Genomic DNA, 19,760 nt, shown 5'->3' on the forward strand with positions numbered 1-19,760 from the left:
ACTACGGCCTGCCTTTCCCTTACTTGCTGTGCTTCCCCTTACCTCTCGACGTCGATCCCGGACTCTTCCATCGCCCGCATCACTTCCTGCTCGGCCGCCATCGGCGTGTCGCCTTCGATCGTATGCGCAAGCATGCTGGAGGCGGCGGCGAACCTTACCGTCTGCTCCGGCGGGAAGCCGCGGAATTCTCCATGCATGATGCCGCATGTATAGGCATCCCCCGCGCCAATCCGATCATGTACCGCGAAGGTTAACGGTTCCGAATAATAAAATGAGTCCCGCTTATACAAAAAGCCCTGCAGCGAATGCGTGTGACTGTCCACAATCGTGCGATGGGTGCCTGCGATGACGGAAATATTATACTGCTTGGCCACCTGGGGAATCAATTCCTCCACCTGTTCCCGCCGCCCGGTCTTCCCGCTCTTCATATTCAGCGTCAGCATCGCATCCTTTTCGTTCATCATGACGATATCCGCAAGCTGCAGCATCTCCTCATAATGGGGCTTGGCCTTCACATGCCCGCCTTCCCCCCAATGCGCCGGGCGGTAGTTGCAATCGAAGATGACGAGCCCTCCCGCAGCTTTGACGGCGGCTGCCAATGCCTTCATATGGCGGCGGACGCCATCGTTCATCGCCAAGGCAATGCCGCAGAAATGAACGGCGTCGATCCCGTTCGCGATATCGGCATACGGATACGCATCTTCCGGAGCGGTATTGAAGCTGCTTCCGAGCCGATCCGTATACGTGACGCGCCCCGGGCGCGCCCCGAACCCCTTTTCGAAGAAGTACATTCCTATATATTTCCCGCCGCGGGCAAGATAAGCCGTGCCGATGCCGAGCTTCCGCAGTTGAGACTCTGCCGCTTCGCCCAGCGGATTTTCCGGCAGCCTGGATACCAGATTGGCCTCATGCCCGAAGCGGGCAAGCTGCGAACTGACATTGACGCCCGTGCCCGAGAACGAATAATCGAGCCGGCTGGCTTGGCTTAACCGCTCCACTCCAGGCACGCTCAACCGCATCATCACCTCTCCGAAGGCCGCGATCTTTTTGGGCGTCCAATCAGGCATAATAATCGACCCATTTCTTCATTGTCGTATACAAGACGCGCATATCCTCAACCTTCGTCTTGCCGGTTGCCTTATCGATGATGGAAGAGTAGACATGCGGAATGACGATCGGCACGTTCGCTTCCAGACCGATGCGGAGAATCGCTTCGAAGTTGTCCAGATCGATTCCGCCGGTCGGCTCCAGCGCAAAGCGTTCTTCACCGCATGCCTTCGCCACGGCGCGCAGTTCGTCCTCGCAAGCAAGGCCATTCATCGGAAAATATTTAAGCGCATTGCCGCCCATATCACGCACCAGAGCAATAGCGCTCTTGATCGGGACGACCGCTTGATCCGCTTGCTCGGCACTTACAGGACCTGTTGAAATATTGACGTAACCGACCTGCCCGGCAGGCGAAACCAAGCTGTTGATCCAGGAGTTCTTGCCATCGAGATTGGCGCGGGTTGCGCCTACCGAAGGGAATACCTGATTAATGTGCGTCCCCCCGTAATGCTTCGCGATCTCCGCGACTACTGCCGCTTGGCGATTGTCGCCGGCTCCGAGTCCAATCGATACGGCCTCGTCAATCGCTGCACCGTACTCCTTCATCGCCTCGACGGCCGCTTCGACAGTCGAATAGTTTTTGGACAGGACGCCGACCAGCACATGTCCTTCCGCCGCATCGAACACTTCCTTCGCATTCTCTACGCTGTTGGCGAGCACATTCAGCGCCGCGCGTCCTTTGTACAACCGTTTATCCATCTTAGACATGAGCAGTTCCTCCCGCTAATTTACGAATTTGTGACGCGATTACGTCGATGTCGTCCCCCATGAGCGGGCGCGGATCGATATCGAAATAGCCTTGTCTTGCCCCGTAGTCGCGCGTATAGATCGCAATCTCTCCCAATTTCAAGCCTTCTACGACGTCTGCAGCCGTCGTGCCGGCAAGAGCGGAATCGATCTGAATTCGCGCACGGTATATGGCCCGGCCCGCTTCGTCTTGAACGATCGTACACGTGACGCCTTCGAGTTTATTCAGCGGCATCAGCTTAGCAAGCATCTCTTTCTCCTGCTCGCTCTTGTCTTCCTTCACCATATACTCGTCTAATGCCTGCAGCAATCCGAATACCGACTCTTTGCCGACCTTCATGCTCCGTCCGATGCCGTGCAGTTGGGCCTTCACCCATTCCACGGCCTGCCGCTTGCCCGCCACGATGCCCGTCGTCGGTCCCTCGATCGCCTTCGAACCGCTGTAGATCGCCAGATCGGATACCTTCACATATTTCTGCAAATCTTCCTCTGCAGCCGCATCGACGACGAGCGGCACCCGGTTGCGCTGCGCCACTTCCCACGCTTCTTCGACCGAAATCATATTTTTTTGCACAGCATGATGGGATTTCACATAGAGAATAGCCGCCGTCTTCTCATGAATCGCGTCCTCGATATGTTCGGCCCTGCCTTCATTCGCATAACCGACTTCCACCAGCTTGCCGCCACCCAGATAGACCATGGTCTCTATGGGAGCGCCGTATTGCACATTGTGGCCTTTCAGAATAATAATCTCGTTCTTCTCGATCGGATCCTGATGCAGGCGAAGGCTGCGGCGGCGCTCCCCTTGCGTCACGATGCCCGCAACCGACAGCGCGATTCCGCTCGATGCCGAATTCACAATAACGGCCGCTTCGGAACCGATGAGCCTAGCGGCATAGCTGCCTGCCTTATCGACGAGATCGGCAATTTCTACATAGCTCTGCGCGCCGATCTTCATCGCCTCCATCACCGTGTCCGTCGCCGCAGACACGCCTAGAATACTCATGCGGCCGCTGGCATTAATGACGCGCTTCAGTCCGTACTTCACATGCAACGTACTTGCCATTTGCAAACACTCCCTTAGCTACAAGATATTGCTGTCCGATGCGGACATCGCCATCCGAATCCGTCAACTCAACCGGTTCGTTACGCACTTGGAATAGCGTCAGATTGGCCTGATCCCCTACCTGTATCCGGCCCAGCTCCGGCTTTTTGAGCCAATCCGCCGCATTAACCGTCACAGACGCGACGACCTCTGCCAGGGAATAACCCAGATACAGGAACTTCGACATGACGCGGGCCAAGCTGTATACTGGGCCATTCAGCCGGTTGCTGCGGTAAATGTCCGAGCTGATCGTATGGAACGGAATACGATGCCGCTTGGCGGATTCTGCTACCATGAACGAGAAGCTGGCTGTCCCATGCCCAACGTCAAGATGCACGCCGCGTGCTATCGCGTCGGTCAGCACCCGAAGCGGCTCTCCATTATCCCGGAACAAATTATTCGCTTTGCCGTTCAAGTAATGGGTAATCACGTCATCCCGCTGTAAATAAGGAATTATATCTTCAATGCCAGGAGGGGCCGACCCGATATGTACCATGACGGGAAGTCCTGTATCGTCCGACAAGGCGCGCGCTTGCTTGAGCGGTTCTATGCCGCAATCACGCACGACGCTCCGGCTTATTCGCGCTTTAAGCCCGACGATAAAATCATTATGTTCCGCTATGGCTTCCCGCACCGCAACCGGATCGATCCAGGCAAGGTCAGACAGCTCATCCGTGCGTTTCAGCCCGATTTTGGAAATATTCAGCAGCGCCAACACATTCGTAGCAGCCTGTTCCGCCTTCGCCCTCAAATCTCCAATCCGATCCGCCCCCATGCTTCCGGCATCGACGACAGTCGTAACGCCCTGCTCCACGCCAATCTTGTCAATCGCATCGCCATAAGGATCGAACTCTTCAAAGGCATGGACATGCAGATCGATCCAGCCGCTGGATACATAAGTTTCCGTATTCGTATAATCAATAATATCGCCGCCGTGACTGGCGCCCGCTTCCGTAATGCCGGCAATGATCCCGTCCTCGACGACCAGATCCATATACGTCCCATCCACGCGTTTGAGGCCGCGCAGGACGATCCGCTCGGTCAAGTTGTTCACCTCATTTCAAATAATGAAGGAAATAATTACTTATCGTCGATAAGCCAAACATTATAATGTTTGGTCTCATCGTAGCACTGCACTTCGCCTTCGTCAATATAACGTTATAATGTTTGAATTTCCGTCAACATGCCGCCCTGTAACTGCCCCAAGCCACAATATCGTCAAAAAACCCTTGCGCGGCGCACAAGGGCTAAGGGACGAAACGGCTTATCAAGCGAGCACCTCGACGGTGAACCCACCCGGGGCCTTCACATAAAATGTCCAGCCATGCAATCTTTTCGGTTGCGCGACATTGAAGCCGTCTTCCTTCAGCCGCCGGTTCATCTCGTTCACCTTCTCTTCGCTCTCCTGGATGAAGCCGATATGGAACGTCGGTGACCGTGAGATTGAGATGATTCAGTTTCACAAGGCACACATCCTTTTCTGGATATTTGTTCCTTGTTTATCGTAACACATTCATGCAAGCGATAACTTTTGCGCGGAGACTCGTTGCCCTGTCCTTTTCAACCCGTCACGTCGCTTGAATCCCGATGCGCAACCCTGCATGCGGTGCCGGCCATATTGCTGATGTTTCCCACTGCATTCATAATGAATATATAGCCCTGAAGGCATCTCTGCCTCGTATAGCGTCCAGTAAAATATCCCGATTTCGGTTGTCGCTAATAGGGTAACTAAAATCCTCCATCATCTCGTATTCATTCATATTTGTGTTGGAAACTCAAGGTACTCCCGCTTCACTTTCTTCGAAATAGCTTAGTCACAAACCCGTATTGCCTCTAACATCAAGCTTGCTTCCTTCGATTTCCTGATGATTATAATCTTCCTAGTTGGCGAATAGCTTTTAGCTTCTCTATAATTCCGGCTCGTTTATCCCTTCGAAAATTCCAGCCGTACTTGAGAAATTCCCAATCGATGGACTCCGGGCAGCCTGCAGGCGAATGTCTAACGTACTTCCGTAATAGCCATCAATAATCCATTCCTCTTGCATCACTAAAGATCTAGTGAAGTCCGCTCTTTTGGGGATGGATATCAGTATGAAATTGAGAACACTGTAAATGAGATCGGTAAAGACGAAGTGACTTTATCTATAAAAAATGCTGTACGCGGAGCAGAGAACTACGTGCTGCTGGTTAACGGCATGGAGGATAAAGAATTGTCCGCCGAAACAAGGCAGTTCACGGTAACTTCATTGGAACCCGGAAGTCGCTACATCTTTGAGGTCTATGCTGAAAATCGGAGCGGAGCTGGTATGACCGGTAAGGTTGAAATCAGCACACTGCCGGACAAACCGCAAGGTTTGGTGATCAGCGATATAGAGGAAAATAGTGCAAAACTCAGTTGGAATCCAGTTCCGGGAGCGGACAAGTACCAAATGACAGTAACTGACGCAGTATATTTTGAGATATCCGGAACCGAAATTGTTCTTACTAACTTGAATGCCGGTACTCTCTATCAGCCGGAAGTGATTGCCGGTAATGCGTCTGGGTATGGTGAGGCCATCAAGGGAGCGTTCTTAACGCTTCCGGCTCAGCCAGGCAATTTACACCTTGCGGATATCAAATCCGATCAATTCACACTGGCATGGGACGAAGTTATCAGTGCAAATAAATATGCGATATACGATAATAACGGTGAACAAATTGGCGAGACGGAAAAAACCAGCTATACGGTTACAGATTTAAAGCCTGGGGAAACAATTAAAGTCTTTGTGGCTGCTGAAAACGATACAGGTGAAGGTAAAAAATCCGGCTTTACGCAGCGTACCCTTCCGGCGGACTTCAGCGTTGATCCAGACGATCCGGACGGTCAGTCGGTTACGATTGGTGATCGCGGCGAGCACTTCGTAGTGATCAACATTAAACCAGTGGATGGAGCGGACTGGTACAAAGTAATTGATGGGGAAGGCAATGTAGTCGGAATCATTACTGCTCCAGAAACGGAGAAAGAGATCGGCGGACTGGAGAGTGCGAAGGAATATGATGACTGGACAATCATCCCGGTCAATGATGTAGGTGAAGGTAAGGCCACGCCGGTTCCTTCATTCGTCACGTTACCATCCTCTATTTTTGAGGTATCGGTTATTGATTCTACGCAGCACACGTTAACGGTTAAGGTTGACAGCCCGCTTACTAACGAAATTTTTGTTTATGCAAGTGGCGGCAAAGAGCTGCATCGAAGTAAGGAAAAGGTGTTCACAGCACGCAATTTGAAAGAGGATCAATCTTACAAATTCGAGGTTTGGATGGAAAACAGTGTCGGTGATAAGACAGAGCCTAAGACTGCTATTGGCCAAACTTTGCGTGTGCCGTCGTCGGGGGGATCGGGCAATGGTGGAATTATCCCTGCGCAGCCGGGTCTGCCAGATGAGGAAATAGTACCGTCTATAGATAATGAAACTCCTGATGCTAGTGGTAGTGGCAATAAGCCTGGGTTTAGTGACATCGACAAATCCTTTGCCAAAAATGAAATCCTTGCATTGTACGAACGGGGAATCGTCAAGGGCGTGTCTGAATCTAAATTTGAGCCAGACCGGGAAGTGACTCGCGTTGAATTTACCTCCATGCTTGTCCGGGCTTTAGAGTTAGAGAAAGCCTCGGATGTATTTCTTACTTTTGAGGATATACAGCGTACATCGTGGTATGTTCCAGAGCTTGGAACGGCCGTGTTAAATGGTATAGCTCATGGTTTCAGTGACAAAGAATTCCGGCCACAAGATCCCGTTACTCGGGAACAAGCGGCTAAGATGATTGCTAATGCAGCTTACAAAGGAAATATTCCTATTGTTGATATTAACTTTAAGGATGCCAAGCAAATTGCTACCTGGGCTAAGCCGGAAGTGGCCGCCCTATCCGCTGAGAAAGTGATCACCGGATATCCAAATAATACATTTAAACCTAAGCGATATTTGACACGTGCGGAATGTGCTGCGCTGATTTATCGGTCGCTTCATTTATTTAGTAATTACACTAATTGACGACTGAAAGCCCACGGTTTTCATCGTGGGATTAAAGACGGATGTGCCCTGCCCATCCCTTTAAGGGATGGGCAGGGCACACAGTCAACATCTGTCCGAGTGTGTTTCTTTTTGTTTAGTCTGAACAACTCCGGCGTTACTGACCGCCAGAATCGTGGAGCAAGTATATTTCTATTTTCCCACCAAGCGATGCGATTACTGATGACTTTATTGAAACACTAGTAAGAGACTATAACAGATTGAGATTGAGTAAAGCATATAAAGATGAATGGTTTGAAGGCGAAGGAATAAAACGTTGTTTGTTTGTGGGGAGGAAGTTGATACAGGTGGTTTGTGGTATGGTAGAAATGCTAATCCAAAAAATAATACTCAAGAAGATCAGTCTACTGTAGTTTGTGGAGGATATTGTCTGGAGAAGGTTATGCAACTTGTAATGGATTCATTGATTGACACGAGAGAAATACTACACAGATGATATCCCTGATAATGATGCTGATGATGAATTGTTAATGCGTCAACTAAGAGCGGATATGATGCAAATTCTAGAGTTATCTCTAACAAAAAAACTGTCAAATATCAGGATGAGAAGGAACAACAAATTATCAATTAATGATTCAGATAGATAAATTTAATTTACTTTTATCGCAAGCACCCTAACCGGTGCTTTTTTATTATGATCAGAAAGGGTGAAACCAATGAACGAACGCAAAAGAGAAGATTTGATTGGGCAACAGGGCAGCGTGACGCGGCGTATTGAGATTATCGACGCAAAGGAAGGGCCATTCGGCGTTGATATCCGTGTATGTGACAGCATGGGTGATGAGTATTGGACAGAGATGGATGAAGATATATCGCTATACTGATTGATTAAAAGTAAATAAAATATCCCCCATTAGGTATGCTAACGGGGGATTGCAGTTTCAATATTTTATTTAACGTAATCGTAATAAACAAAACCATTACCTTCTACAGAAGTTTTACCATATGTTTCTTGTTCAATATAAACATGATAAGTACCTGGATCAATGTTTTTAGTATATTTAGTAGTGTAGTCTCTATCTCCTATTTCAGAGAAAATTAATGTTTTGTACTGAAAAACAGTTTTTCCGTCTTTTGTTTCGAGTCGAAATTTTACTCTTTCCGGGAATTTAACCCTATAAGCGTCGTCTAAGACGGCACCAAAGTGTACATTTTTTGCTGGTTTATCAAATGTGATTTTGAATTTACGTCCTTTTGAATTTTCTGCATAACCCTCCTCATGGATTTTGAATTCGAAATTTTCACTTGCTTTTGCAAAACTTGTTTGTGGCGTAAAGAGCACCACTGTAAATGCAAGAACTAAGAAAGCTGCTAATGAATTACGAAGAACTTTTTTCAAACGGTAAAACTCCCTTCTGATGTAATATATTAGGAGTATATCACATGGAGAGATATTTGTGTGTAAGATAATGGTATGTATGCTTATTAAACCAAAGGTTTAAACAATGGCGACAACTTTGATGTTAATGTTATCGGATGGGGCACAAAGATTTTTAGTAATACAATAACGTTTCACTTCCATATCAATGGAGTCATTATCCGCTTCAAATTTATAGTGGTCTTTTGCCCCGATGTCATAACGCCATAAAATCAAATCGCCAGCCGCAGCATCTCTTACTTCAGCGTACTTGCTTCCCCAAATTTCTTTGACCTGATCTTTGGAAAGAGGCAAATTCATGGGCTGCTTTTGATAAAAATCAGTTCCGAACTTAGGTTCCGTCTTCTTGTCCGATGCTGTGCCTAATAATCCGCGATACGACAAATTTCGGAGAATGGTTGCCATTTCTCCGCGGGTCAGAGGCTCGTCGCCGCCGAACCGGTTGTCGGAAATGCCGCTCATCAACCCGTTATCCTTGGCCCATTCCGCATGTTCAGACCACCAGCCGCGGTCTTTAAAATAACCTTTTAATGCTTGCCCGCTTGCTTCAACCATGCCTGACGCATGAATGAGTACGGCTGCAAAGACACCAATCCCTACGCCTTTAAGCATGTTTTTATTCATTTTCACGACTCCTTCCTCGGAAAAATGACATCTTTGAAATTCCACGGCATTCGTTCATAACGTCCATCCTATTTACGAACTAAAGAACCCGATTTCCCGTTTAGACCGACCGCCAGCCCCGCTTCGAGAAGTAACGGTCTCAGCCAGGCTCAGCCCTTTACACAAGAGCGATTAGCATTTTTTCACCTCTCATCATTGATTTAACCATCATATGTTAGGGAGCGCTCCAATAATTCGTTCAGTTCGCTCTCAGGGAGTACCTTGTTTGCGCAGTAGACTAGGCTGGAGTGAAAGCCCCATTCTCCATATGCAACTAGACTGCTCTTCTTGCTGCGCTATCTCACTAAAGCCCAAATTCCTAAATCTCCTTGGGCGCCTGCGTCAAACAGAATCCAATCTTTGTACTTCATCACATAAGACTCTCCAAACATTGCACTTTTTTCATTTCGCCTTTACTTGGTGTCGTTATTGTCCTTTGCCATATTTGCTCGTCCTGAAATATTGAGCCGCTTATAATGATATTATAGTTAAGATCACGGCATGCGAAAGCGAAAGCTCTGCTGAACTTCCGCTTTTTTGGACTCACCACTGTATAGAACTAACTGAGGCTTCACGCCGAGCTACCACGCACTATCAAACGCGGCTTCCATTTGAGCCGCCCCCTTAGAGACCGCGAAAAAGACAAAGCGGCCTTTCGTTTTCAGCACATGCTTTTCGATGAGAAAGTGCTCGACCGGACGATAGTCTTTAAACTTTACCGTCTGGGCATCGATTCTCTGCAATATGTTTTGTTTGACGCGTTCGGCTTGATCCGCATCTTTTACTTTGATGATCGCCAATTCGTCCGCCTTCACATTCGACGCAGCCGTATAGAGCATAAAATCCTCCACTTCATCGGCCTCGATATGATACAGCTTGGCCAGTTTCTTGATATCCCCCTGCTTCATCTCATCCAGGTTCACCGCCCGTTGGATTCGCTCCCCCACCGCCGCCGAGAGCTTCTCCCCGGCTTGCTGGCTGGAACATCCGGCCAATGCGCCAATGACAACGGCTAACATCATGAAAAAGGCGAAAGACTTCCAAACCCCTTGTCTATATGGTTTCATTCGATCAACTCCGATAGATTCTGAATAGATGGATCTTCAAAGAACGTATTGACATTATAGAGCAGCAGCATGTCACGGATACCGTGCTGCCGCACGAGCGCCGCCAAGTCTTCCCCGTAATACCGGAGATCGACGACATAAATTTCGCTAAAATGCTCCGTTAAGAAGGGCAGCAAGCTATTGGCGTACGAATCTTTGACCACCATCAGCTTCCTCTTTCCCTCCGGGTGGGCCGTCGTGATTTTAATAAGCGCATGATTGCCGTTAAAAAACACTGTATACTTGTCCTTCTGTGCGAGATTGCCCATCTCGTACAAGGAATCCGCCGTTCGCTGTTCATCGACGTACTCCACCTTATAGCTCGCTTCCTTCTTCGGCAGATAGAGCTCGATCCGGTCCGGCCGGATATGCCGGAATCCGCTCTTCGAATAGAGCGAGCCGTAAAATTGATCCGTTACTTGCTGAATGCGAAAATCTTCCTTCTCCAGCGGGATGAGCCCCATGTGCATGCACAGCTCCCGATAGGCGTAATAGGCGCCGGTCGTGGTCCAATGATGATCGGTTCGGTAAAAAATAGGCTGTTCCCGTTCTGCAGACAGCGCGGGATGCACATCGACGAAGCGAATAGTGCCAGGAAGCTTCTGCCGGACCTTGTCCACATAAGGCGCTTCGTCTCCCGCTGCGGCATACGCCGGGAGCTTATCCTGAAGCACCATGGCAGCAGTAGGCACGAGCATCATATATTTGCGAACGCCGGGAGTGGCATGGTCGAACGCACGAATGGCCTGCATCTTATCCTCCACATCCCTGTCTTCCGGCGGGTTGAAGCGTTGAATAAGGAAGCCGTCCTTACCCAAATACACCCCGTTGCTCTCCTTTTTCCCCATCGCCCGATCCGCATCGGTTTTCACTCCGATCCAGGCATCACGGAAGACGAAGTGATCGGACACATACTTCTCGTAGCTGGACGTAAATTTTCCCGCCGCCAGCGACTGCAGCGTAAAGTCAGGCCACTTCTCCAACACCCGATTTTCCGCTTCCGAAAATTCATGTTCCGCCGTCAGAAGATTCAGCACGGCGAGCGCGCCTATAAAGAGGAGCAGCAGTACGGCCATTACATATTTATAGATTTTATCGTATCTGTTCATCGGCGCCGCCTCCTTCAAAAGCGAAAATATAGGAATGGGTTGTACGTTTCCGTGACCAGATAGGCCGTCGACAGCAACAGGAACAGAAAATACATCGCCGGAACGAGGATAGCTCCTGCCATCTTCCCTTTTTCCCTGAAGAACGATAACGCCTTCCGGGGAAGCGGCGTCGCGCACAACGTCAACACGAGCATCAAGACAACATTCGCAGACAGATCATAGAGTGCTTGACGGTCGACCAATCCATGCGTGCCGTACCCGAACATCGCCCCGATGAATTCCGTGACGGAACCCAGATTTTCGTATTCGAACAAGACCCAGCCGATGATCACAATCAGAAGCGTATAGACATGTCCAACGACGCGAGGACTGCGCTGCAGCCATTTCAACAGGAACAGCTTCTCGGCCGTAACGAAAACACCGAAATACAAGCCCCACAGAATAAAGTTCCAGCTCGCTCCGTGCCACAAGCCGGTGGCGAGCCAGACGGCGAACAGATTGCGGAACTGGATCAGCAGACCAGACCGGTTGCCGCCGAGCGGAATATAGATATATTCGCGGAACCAGGCGCCCAATGAAATATGCCACCTGCGCCAGAACTCCGTAACGCTTTTCGATATATAGGGATAATTGAAGTTTTCCACAAAATCGAACCCGAACATCTTCCCAAGTCCGCGCGCCATATCCGAATATCCGCGAAAATCGAAATAGATCTGGAAGGTAAAGGCTATAATGCCAAGCCAAGCCGACAATACGCTTAGCTCTTCTGCCGGCGCCGTCTTCACGCTCGTCCACAGCAAGCCGATATGATTGGCCAGCAGCACTTTTTTGGCAAGTCCTCTGATGAATAATTCCGCCCCCTCGCCGAACCGGTCCAGCGTCATCGTTCGGGAGACCAGTTGTCTCGCGATATCGCCATACTTGACGATCGGTCCCGCGACAAGCTGCGGGAACATCGTGACATAAGCGCCGAAGGAGATTATATTCCTCTGTACGGGCACTTTGTCCCGGTAGACGTCCACGATATAAGACATCGTCTGGAACGTATAGAAGGATATGCCTACCGGCAGCGGCAGATCGGCCGCCTGGATATGAAAATGGAATAGTTGATTGATCGTGTCGATGACAAATCCGGCATATTTGAAAAAGCAGAGAATGCCTAAGCTGCCGGCGATCGAGCCGATAAAGACCGCTCTGGCGATGGGCTTGCGGTGCCTGTACTTCTCGATCAACAGTCCGTTAACATAATCGAATACGGTCGAGAAGATCATGATGAAAATATAGATTGGCTCGCCCCACGCATAGAAGATCAGGCTTGCGGCGAGAAGAACCGCATTTCTAAGCCTCTTCGGCGATATATAGTAAATCAGAATCGTTGCCGGCAAAAAGAGGAACAGAAACAGGAGGCTGCTAAAAACCACGTTCTGTCACCTCGCATAATCGAACGATAGGCATGTTATTTCACTGCATCCTTCAGCGCATCCAGCATGAACGGATAGAACTCGGCTTGAAAATGGATGCCGTCCTCCTCATACAGATCAGAATGATCGGCAACGATCGGAGACAAATCGACGAATCCGACTTGCTCCTTATCAGCCAGCTCTTTCAAGCCTTGATTATAATCGCTTATATTTTTATAACGGGACTCTTCCTTCTCCTGCTCAGCCGTAACCGGGGTTACCGATAAGAGCGTGATTTTGGCCTGCGGAAGCTTTTCCTTAATCGAGCCGATCAAGGTGGCGTAATGCGCCAACGAGTAGGCCTTCGGATCGTCCGTAGGCCATAGGATGTCATCCGACCCCTATTGAATAAAAATATGTTTCGGGCTTCGTCTCGTCAACTCGTCGATATCCTCCAGCGCGAATTCGGCTGTTTTGCCCGCGCCTGCCAACACATTCGCCTCATCGAGCACATCATGGAAGGACATCGCCTCGGTAATCGAATCCCCCAGAAATACGCTGTCTTGAAAAATCGATGGATACGAAGCCTCGGTCGACTTGGCAGATCCGCCTTCCTGTTGTTGCGCTTGAAGCGGCGGGTCTTGCGGTTGTTGGCTGCTGGACTCCTTACCGCATGCGGCCAAGGTGAATACGATGCTCCCGATCAACAATGTAGAGATTAATCTTTTTGTCATGTTCCTCTCCCTTTCTTCATTTCAGGTCGTCTTGCATGGCGTCCGGAACGGAGCCGGCATGCGGTTCCGTCCGTTCCCCTTACAAGCGATGATCCTTTTGGAAATTCAGATGAAAATGCTTGGCATCATCATACACGCCGAAGCTGTACCCTCCTTGTTGATAAAAGGCGATGATCTCCGGGAGAACCTGCAGCGTTTGCGGCTTCTCATGCATGAGCACGACTTCCAGATCGTCAATCGTCGCTTTTTTTATGTTCTCGACTATCTGCTCCGGGTGATCCTTCAGGTCCCAGTCGTTCGAGTCAATGAAGCAAAAGACGAGCAGCAAAACGGCCGCCAGTCCTGCGATGAATCGGCCTCGTTTCTTCTTTCTCGACCTTCCTTCCCTCGTACTTCGTTCAAGGTTTGTTCGTGCTGTCATGTTCCATCCATCCCCTCTCACACTAGACAGAATAATAGAGAGAGATAAAGATAAAATGCAGATGAAATAAAGATTGCTTTATAAAACACAGGCCGGTACTCCGGCTCGGAGGCTCTTGAACACGACAAAAAAGCGCAGAACCGAAGTTCTGCGCTCCCTACCTACTACCTTTTTTATGCACATGGAAATAGAACATCACGCCTTCTGCCGTATTGGTTACGCCATACGGCACGCCGTGCAGATCCAGGATCTTCTTGGAGATCGCCAGACCAAGTCCAGTTCCACCGGTCGAGCGTTGACGGGAAGGCTCGCCGCGATAGAAACGATCCCATATCTTCTCCAACTGCTCAGCGGGAATATGGGCACCTTTGTTTTCGATGCAAACTTGTACGGTATCCCGCTCCTCCATGGTCGACACGATAATGGCCTGCCGTTCCGGCGTGTAGCGAATCGCATTCGTTAGGAAATTGACGATCACTTGCTCGATCCGGCGTTGATTGGCCACCACTTCGAACGGCTGAAGCTGAGTGTGCAGCTCCAATTTCTTGCCCGCGATGTCGGATGCGAATTTCGCGCACATCCGCTCCAGGACAGCAGCGATATCGAACGAGTCCAGATCCAGCTTGTACGTCCCGGACTCGTATTTCGCCAGCTCCAGCATATCCGCGATCAGCAGATCCATCCGTCGCACTTCATCTTCCATCGCCGCAAAATAATAATCCCGCTTATGGCTAGCCACCCCGTCCTTCAGAATGGACAGGCAGCTTTGAATAACGCTCAGCGGCGTTTTCAATTCATGCGATACCCCGGATATAAATTCCTTGCGTGTATTTTCGAGCAGCTTTTCTTTCTCAATGTCCTCCTCCAGCCGGGCGATATGGGAATGCAGCCGCGCGGACAGCTCATTAATGTTGCGGGACAGCTCCCCGATCTCATCCTTGGTCGTGACCGGAATTTTCTCAGAAAAGTCCAGGCCGGCCATTTTTTGCGTCGTCTCGTTCATGCGAAGCAGCGGCCGGGCGATGCGGCGGGAGAAATAGAACGAGGCCAGCAGCACAAGCAGCAGCGTGGCGATGATGATGTACACATAATAATCCTGCATCATCCCCGCAGCTTCGTTCACAGGTTGCAGCGACGTCATCGCGAACAGATAGGCGGCCTTTCCGTTGCGCTCGTCGATGCGGTCCACGAAGATTTTGTAAGTCACATGGTTTTCTTCAAAATCGATGATCTGACTCGGATTCGCGCCGCTGTCGTAGTCGCCGTACAGCAGATCCGCCTGAAACGCTTTGATCCGGTCCAGAAATAAATGGTATTGTAGCGTGAGACGCCCGCCCCTACCGGTGTCCGGATAGCCGTAATCGTACCCTTTTCAAGGAAAGAGTGATACTTTTCAAAATATTCCGTTGGATTCTCGAACCGGGGAACGACTTCGTATTCCTTGTTCACCATCTGGTGGTTTTCCAGACGGTTCTCCTCCCTCAGATTGGAGACCGTCCTTCCCATCCGCTGCACGACGAGCTGATTCTTCATGATTAGGCCTTCCAACGCAATCGGTTCCCCCTCTTCAATCCAGGGAACCAAAAACGGATTGTCGCTGCTGAAGTCCTCGACCTTCATGACGGTGTACAGCGGAACGGTAAGCGTGCTGCCTCCTAAGCCGGAGTTGCCGCCGACCCGATCCAATAAGATCTCCATTTGAAAATCATCGGTATACAGCAGATTGCCCATCGCATCCAATGGCGCGATCCAGGTGCCATGCTTCTGATAAAAATCTTGTTCAAGCCTGACCATTGCCTGGGCATTCCCAGTATGCTTCAGGTATTCCTGTTCATAGGCTTCAAGAGCAGACTTTACACTGGCCACCTTTTGATGCACATACATTTGTTTGAAAAATAGGGTTTGTCCCGCAAAAACGATCGCAAGGATGAACAGGCAGAGCGCGGTCGTTAATAGAAACAGCTTGAATACGATGCCCTTTTTCATGGCTGTTCCTCGAATTTATAGCCTGATCGAACGACAGTGACAATGGACTTCGCATGTTCCCCCAGCTTGGAGCGCAGATTGCGAATATGACTGTTGACCGTGCGATCGTCCCCGACGAAATCATAGCCCCATATTTTAGTAATCAGCTGCTCTCTCGTGATGATGAGCCCTTTGTTTTTCATCAGATACGCTAAGATTTCAAATTCCGTATACGTCAAGCTGCAGCTCGCCCCGTCTATCGTCACTGTTCGGGATGGGTAATGAACCGTAATGCCGCCGCCGGATAAGGTGCCGGCCTCCTGATCGCGGACATGCCGGCTTTCCAGCAGCCGCTTCGCCCGGGCGAGCAAGATGGGCGGACTGTACGGCTTCGTTACATAGTCGTCCGCGCCCAGCTCGAATCCGAGCAGCGTATCGTCCTCATCCGCGCGAGCCGTCAGCATAATAATCGGAACGTTCGACGCCTTGCGAATACGCTGGCACACCGACCATCCGTCCAACTCCGGCAGCATGATATCCAAAAAAATCAAATCCACTTCCTGCTCATGAAATATCGACAGCGCCTGCTTCCCGTCACTCGCCTCCAGCACTTGATAGCCTTCATTCAGCAAATAATCCTTCATAATTTCCCGTAAAATAGGCTCGTCTTCCACAATCAAAATCGTTCTTGACATATGATGACCTCACATCTTTTTGGAGCAGAGCCCCCCATATTGCTTGCCTGGGGAGCCTTGCTTGAGAACATAACATTATTGGATATCCTAACATGTTGGCGGAATGGAGACAAATTCTTACCAATGCCATAATTCCTGCTATAACATAGAATATGGCAGGAATGAATCCGAACACCCACGAGAACGAGAGAGCACTGAAAGGTTGGCCAAATTACTATATAAATTGCTTTCAAAGTAAATCTTCATTTAAATGCCGATTCCCTTTCAATAAGCTCCTTACTCTTGAAATCGTGCCTTTTCGGGTAGGCAGAAAAGCCATTCTGTGAAGCAAAATCCACCTCAAGCAAGCCATTGCCTCGAACAGTTCTAGTTCCCCGCTTGTATATGAAGTTTCTTTTAGAATCGCAGAAAGTAAATGGGAACTTGGCCTCGTGCCGCCATATATCTTCATCAACACCATTGACCAGGCCATATCGTATCTGGGGTCACCAAGCTGCCCGTTTGTCCAATCGATTATGGTGTACTTCCCCTCCGCTTCCAACACATTCCCCAAATTAAAATCTCCATGAATCATGCAATCTTGCTTCATATCCGCACATTCAACGAGTTGAACAAGCAAATCCCGTAGATCAACATGTTCTTCAATCCCGGGATAAAAATAAGAAATAAAATCATGCTTTGGAAGCGCGAATTCATCTATATCTTGGAGAGGAATTCTATGTACGCGAGTTAGCATCTCTGTAATCGCTTTAAACAAAGACTGATTTGCTTTCTTGATAGGACTTCCGTCGAAGCTGGTTAATAAGACAGAATTCTCGTCTCGATCAAGCCCCCAACCATACGGTTTGGAAACGGGCAACCCCCTATTATAAAGAGCTTCCAGCAGCTTATACTGAACACGAACATCGGGCTTAGAGTCCCGATTCCATACTTTGAGCACAAAATGAAGCTCGTCCATGCTGATTCTCGTTACCTCTGCTTCCAGGCCAGGTTTCATGGGATGAATGGTGACGCAAGAGCCCCCTTGGTCAAGCAGTGAACGTACCTCGCTGCTGATTTCCAGCCAATCAATCTCTCGAATGAGATTAGTCAACATCTTTCTTCCTTTCCAGGTTCTTATCATCGTTATGTTAATTTATCCGTTCTCAAAATATTCGCCATCCAATTTTGCAATTTCGACCTACATTCGTTCGCAAGCATAGTCCTCTTCCGGTTCCGCCAACATTTATTGTAGAGTTCGATGCTACTCATAAATTTTCCCCATATACAGAATCTGAGCACACCTCTTCCAGGGATTATCGGATTTGTTATAATAAGAGAGACCTTCGGTGGACGTCCAACCCCATTTATAGGCGGCTTCCAAAAAGGCTTCGATCGACTCATTCTCCCACTCTTCTTCATGGCTTGTCCAGTCTTTTCTTAATTCATTCAAAAAGTGCAGAAAGGACTTTTCATCTGTCACTTCATCTACCAGTTCGAAAAGTATTTTTCTCATCTTTTCACCTTCAATCCTTTATTCTTTTCCTGCAGAGAGTGCAATCACGTAATAGATCCTTTATGTTCTATTCATTACCTGGTCCAATAGCTTTTATAAGCTGGGAATCACACACCAAGCTAATAAAAAAAAGCTACCCTAAAGGATAGCTTAACAACTCAACGAAGACCAAAACTCTTCGAAATTATCTTCTATGTACTCTATAATTAGTTCTCTGGCACCTTCTTCAGCTTCATCCTCGAGAAACTCTTCATCATCTAACCATTGGTAATAATGCTGCAATTCATGAGCTAAACTTTTTAAAGTCATTAAAATAGCGTCTCTACGTCCATGTTCTTGTTCCAAATCATAAAAATCGCCTGTAGCAATTCGAATATAAGGTTCATCCTGTTTATCATAGGGTGCAAAAAACGTAGCCGAGACCTGCTCTTTAGAACAGTGAGTTATAATATAATAACTTTCTTTTACATAAACAGGCACCCTTTTAGGGAAATTGTAATGGCATCGCAGCCACTTTGCAAAATGCACAAACGCTTTTTTTAAAACGACATCCACGTTTTTATCAGAGCGTATTCTTAGTCCGGTTCTTTCTTTATTCAAAATCGAAGTCCTCTCTATTTCCCGCCCTTATGCTTTTTACTAGGTGTATGCTTTTTCATAGGACGATCCGAACTTTTGTTAGGATTACTTTGCCAATTTCCCTGTTTTTTCTTTTCATTTACTTCCCGCCCTTGTTTTTTTCGATTAGCTTTTCCTACCGGACCAGACCTCTTTGCCTCCGCTTTCTTAACTTGAACACTAATGATGGAGTTACCATGTTGAGAAGGACTAAAATTACCAACTTCCAAACATAAGCCAGTACAGAACATAATAAAAACCAAACACAAAGATATTACTTTTTTAAACATTAACATCACCTTTCATTCAATTTTTTTAAATCCTTCCCAAATATACCACACAACAAGTGATAAAAAAAGAATATATTCCCATTATTTTTAATATATTTTATTCTATCCCCTTTTATGTAGAAAGACGTGGTGAAGCTTCTGAATGAACCTGCCTGAAACTAGATGGTTGGGGCTAAAGTTCGTGCAATGGAAGCCCACGAAACCTCCCTATAAAAGCAGCACCTCGCCATAATCAATCCCTTATTTTCAAATTCATCCACAAATTTTATGTAAATTAGGGATTTATAAGCAATGTAATAGATGAAGGGTTATATCTCATTCTACGAGATGCTTGTTCTCTTTCTATTACTATGGATGAATGAGACTTATCCCCCTCATACCATTATCAAAAAAGGAGATGTGATTCAAATGTTCAAAAAAGCTGCAATCTTGTCGTTGGCGATTGCCAGCACGGTCGTGATGACTCAAGGAGCCTATGCTGCGGAAAATAAAGTTCCAGCCAATGTGAACAATCAGCAACAAGCCGTGACAACCGAAGCCCCGCTCATACAAGAGGCCAATAAGGACTTGGAATATAGAAGGTGTAGGGGGCCCGTTCGAGGCTACTCATAAATCTTCCCCATATACAGAATCTGAGCACACCTCTTCCAGGGATTATTGGGTTTGTTGAAGTACGTTAGACCGTCAATTGACGTCAATCCCCCTTCATAGACGGCTTCCAGAAAGGCTTCTATTGATTCATTCTCCCACTCTTCCGTGATTTGTTTATTTTGATCATAAAGCGTATATGGATGTAAAAGCAACTTATCGCACTCTTTATACTCCTCCTCAACGTTTCCTTCGCAGTATCTAGGTAT

The 19,760-nt window shown here is 48.2% G+C and carries 18 protein-coding genes and 4 pseudogenes; 3 read left to right on the forward strand and 19 right to left on the reverse strand.

Translation table 11 applies throughout. The annotated features are described in order from the left end of the window. Positions 1-38: 38 nt before the first annotated feature. The 5 genes and pseudogenes from DQX05_RS16215 to DQX05_RS16235 form a co-directional block, all read right to left on the reverse strand. On the reverse strand, positions 39-1,067 hold the full coding sequence (locus DQX05_RS16215; RefSeq protein WP_119794582.1) for a sugar kinase: 1,029 nt from the start codon (positions 1,065-1,067) through the stop codon (positions 39-41). After that, positions 1,060-1,815: a 2-dehydro-3-deoxy-phosphogluconate aldolase gene (dagF, locus tag DQX05_RS16220; protein WP_119794583.1), complete on the reverse strand. Its 756-nt coding sequence runs from the start codon at positions 1,813-1,815 to the stop codon at positions 1,060-1,062. Before dagF ends, DQX05_RS16215 begins: the two co-directional genes overlap by 8 nt. After that, positions 1,808-2,920, reverse strand: a complete 1,113-nt coding sequence (locus tag DQX05_RS16225; protein ID WP_119794584.1) for a DgaE family pyridoxal phosphate-dependent ammonia lyase — start codon at positions 2,918-2,920, stop codon at positions 1,808-1,810. Before DQX05_RS16225 ends, dagF begins: the two co-directional genes overlap by 8 nt. Beyond that, positions 2,874-4,004, reverse strand: a complete 1,131-nt coding sequence (locus tag DQX05_RS16230; protein WP_119794585.1) for an amidohydrolase/deacetylase family metallohydrolase — start codon at positions 4,002-4,004, stop codon at positions 2,874-2,876. Before DQX05_RS16230 ends, DQX05_RS16225 begins: the two co-directional genes overlap by 47 nt. 222 nt (positions 4,005-4,226) lie before the next feature. Next, positions 4,227-4,388: pseudogene (locus DQX05_RS16235) on the reverse strand (VOC family protein); the annotation flags it as partial. A gap of 688 nt (positions 4,389-5,076) precedes the next feature. On the opposite strand from DQX05_RS16235, the gene DQX05_RS16240 reads away from it, so the two are divergent. Then, positions 5,077-6,990: an S-layer homology domain-containing protein gene (locus DQX05_RS16240; RefSeq protein WP_397335583.1), complete on the forward strand. Its 1,914-nt coding sequence runs from the start codon at positions 5,077-5,079 to the stop codon at positions 6,988-6,990. 695 nt (positions 6,991-7,685) lie between these two features. Beyond that, complete coding sequence (locus DQX05_RS30890) at positions 7,686-7,853, forward strand: hypothetical protein (RefSeq protein ID WP_182914787.1); 168 nt, start codon at positions 7,686-7,688, stop codon at positions 7,851-7,853. 65 nt (positions 7,854-7,918) lie between these two features. Here DQX05_RS30890 and DQX05_RS16245 read toward each other — a convergent pair whose 3' ends face one another. From DQX05_RS16245 to DQX05_RS31430, 13 genes and pseudogenes are all read right to left on the reverse strand, one after another. After that, a complete protein-coding gene (locus tag DQX05_RS16245; protein ID WP_119794587.1) occupies positions 7,919-8,368 on the reverse strand; it encodes a hypothetical protein in 450 nt (149 codons plus the stop codon). Between the two features lie 99 nt (positions 8,369-8,467). Next, positions 8,468-9,031, reverse strand: a complete 564-nt coding sequence (locus tag DQX05_RS16250) for an S-layer homology domain-containing protein (RefSeq protein WP_119794588.1) — start codon at positions 9,029-9,031, stop codon at positions 8,468-8,470. Between the two features lie 620 nt (positions 9,032-9,651). Next, complete coding sequence (locus DQX05_RS16255; RefSeq protein WP_119794589.1) at positions 9,652-10,137, reverse strand: DUF4358 domain-containing protein; 486 nt, start codon at positions 10,135-10,137, stop codon at positions 9,652-9,654. After that, complete coding sequence (locus tag DQX05_RS16260) at positions 10,134-11,285, reverse strand: DHHW family protein (RefSeq protein WP_119794590.1); 1,152 nt, start codon at positions 11,283-11,285, stop codon at positions 10,134-10,136. Before DQX05_RS16260 ends, DQX05_RS16255 begins: the two co-directional genes overlap by 4 nt. 14 nt (positions 11,286-11,299) lie before the next feature. Then, positions 11,300-12,706, reverse strand: a complete 1,407-nt coding sequence (locus DQX05_RS16265; protein WP_119794591.1) for an MBOAT family O-acyltransferase — start codon at positions 12,704-12,706, stop codon at positions 11,300-11,302. Between the two features lie 35 nt (positions 12,707-12,741). Further along, positions 12,742-13,419, reverse strand: a pseudogene (locus DQX05_RS16270) (GDSL-type esterase/lipase family protein). Between the two features lie 79 nt (positions 13,420-13,498). Further along, positions 13,499-13,726: pseudogene (locus DQX05_RS16275) on the reverse strand (polysaccharide deacetylase family protein); the annotation flags it as partial. Positions 13,727-13,997: 271 nt separating this feature from the next. Continuing rightward, positions 13,998-15,826: pseudogene (locus DQX05_RS16280) on the reverse strand (sensor histidine kinase). Continuing rightward, entirely contained in the window at positions 15,823-16,500 is a 678-nt protein-coding gene (locus DQX05_RS16285) for a response regulator transcription factor (protein ID WP_119794592.1), read from the reverse strand. The pseudogene DQX05_RS16280 and the gene DQX05_RS16285 overlap by 4 nt, the downstream one beginning before the upstream one ends. A gap of 229 nt (positions 16,501-16,729) precedes the next feature. Then, the gene (locus DQX05_RS16290) at positions 16,730-17,593 is read right to left on the reverse strand and encodes a phosphotransferase family protein (protein WP_119794648.1); all 864 of its coding nucleotides are present in this window, start codon (positions 17,591-17,593) and stop codon (positions 16,730-16,732) included. Positions 17,594-17,743: 150 nt separating this feature from the next. After that, positions 17,744-17,995 carry a DUF7660 family protein gene (locus DQX05_RS16295; protein ID WP_119794593.1) on the reverse strand — a complete coding sequence of 84 codons (252 nt, stop codon included), beginning with the start codon at positions 17,993-17,995 and terminating at the stop codon, positions 17,744-17,746. Between the two features lie 150 nt (positions 17,996-18,145). Further along, on the reverse strand, positions 18,146-18,595 hold the full coding sequence (locus tag DQX05_RS16300) for a hypothetical protein (protein WP_119794594.1): 450 nt from the start codon (positions 18,593-18,595) through the stop codon (positions 18,146-18,148). A 14-nt stretch (positions 18,596-18,609) separates the two neighbouring features. Next, positions 18,610-18,903: a hypothetical protein gene (locus tag DQX05_RS31430; RefSeq protein WP_220483183.1), complete on the reverse strand. Its 294-nt coding sequence runs from the start codon at positions 18,901-18,903 to the stop codon at positions 18,610-18,612. A 300-nt stretch (positions 18,904-19,203) separates the two neighbouring features. Here DQX05_RS31430 and DQX05_RS16310 point away from each other — a divergent pair, with 300 nt between their 5' ends. Further along, positions 19,204-19,515 (forward strand): hypothetical protein, encoded by a 312-nt coding sequence (locus DQX05_RS16310; protein ID WP_119794595.1) that lies wholly within the window; start codon positions 19,204-19,206, stop codon positions 19,513-19,515. Here the strand turns inward: DQX05_RS16310 and DQX05_RS33435 are convergent. Beyond that, complete coding sequence (locus tag DQX05_RS33435) at positions 19,506-19,706, reverse strand: DUF7660 family protein (protein ID WP_119794596.1); 201 nt, start codon at positions 19,704-19,706, stop codon at positions 19,506-19,508. The two genes, DQX05_RS16310 and DQX05_RS33435, sit on opposite strands and share 10 nt — an antisense overlap. Positions 19,707-19,760 lie beyond the last annotated feature (54 nt).

It is taken from the genome of Paenibacillus thiaminolyticus, from assembly GCF_003591545.1.
In the GTDB taxonomy this organism is placed as follows: Bacteria; Bacillota; Bacilli; order Paenibacillales; family Paenibacillaceae; genus Paenibacillus_B; species Paenibacillus_B thiaminolyticus_A.